This window comes from Burkholderia stagnalis (assembly GCF_902830275.1).
Classification (GTDB): Bacteria; Pseudomonadota; Gammaproteobacteria; order Burkholderiales; family Burkholderiaceae; genus Burkholderia; species Burkholderia stagnalis.
In genome coordinates this window covers 1-430 of the sequence record NZ_CADESW010000103.1, presented here as the reverse complement: position 1 = coordinate 430, position 430 = coordinate 1, and the positions used below count along the sequence as shown (strand labels likewise).

Annotated in this window: 1 protein-coding gene and 1 pseudogene; both read right to left on the bottom strand. The window is 66.0% G+C overall.

The window, feature by feature from the left end; translation table 11 throughout:
• A pseudogene (locus HWY45_RS37090) lies at positions 1–179 on the bottom strand (SAM-dependent methyltransferase); the annotation flags it as partial.
• A gap of 76 nt (positions 180–255) precedes the next feature.
• On the bottom strand, positions 256–430 hold a 175-nt coding region (locus tag HWY45_RS36410; protein WP_244111066.1), incomplete at its 5' end, for a T6SS amidase immunity protein Tai4 family protein.

Here is a 430-nt window from a genome sequence, read left to right as displayed (position 1 = left end):
CAGATGCCGGGCCCGCAGCCGGCGTCGAGCACCGTCAGGCCGTCGACGTCGCCGAGCAGCGCCAGCGTCGCCGGCCGTTCGTAGAGTGCGTTGTGCGCCTTGGTCGGCGCGATGTCCGCATAGCGTTGCGCGAAACTCGCGTACGCGCGGCGGGCGGACAGTTCGTTCGGGTCGGTCATGCGGCGTCCGTCGGGAGAATCGGAGTGTCGATTCTGCCCGATCGGCGCGCGGACGGCGACGTTCGAACGTCACCGCTTATCGCGGGTTCTCGGCCCGGTACGTGCTGTTCGGGCGCAGGACGAGCTTCTTCGCGGCGGCGTCCAGTGCCTTGCCGTGATACAGATCCATGCACTTCAGGTAGTCGAACCTGACGTCCGCGACTTCCGATTCGACAACCGGATTCCGGTAATCACGTGCAAGGTATTTCGCC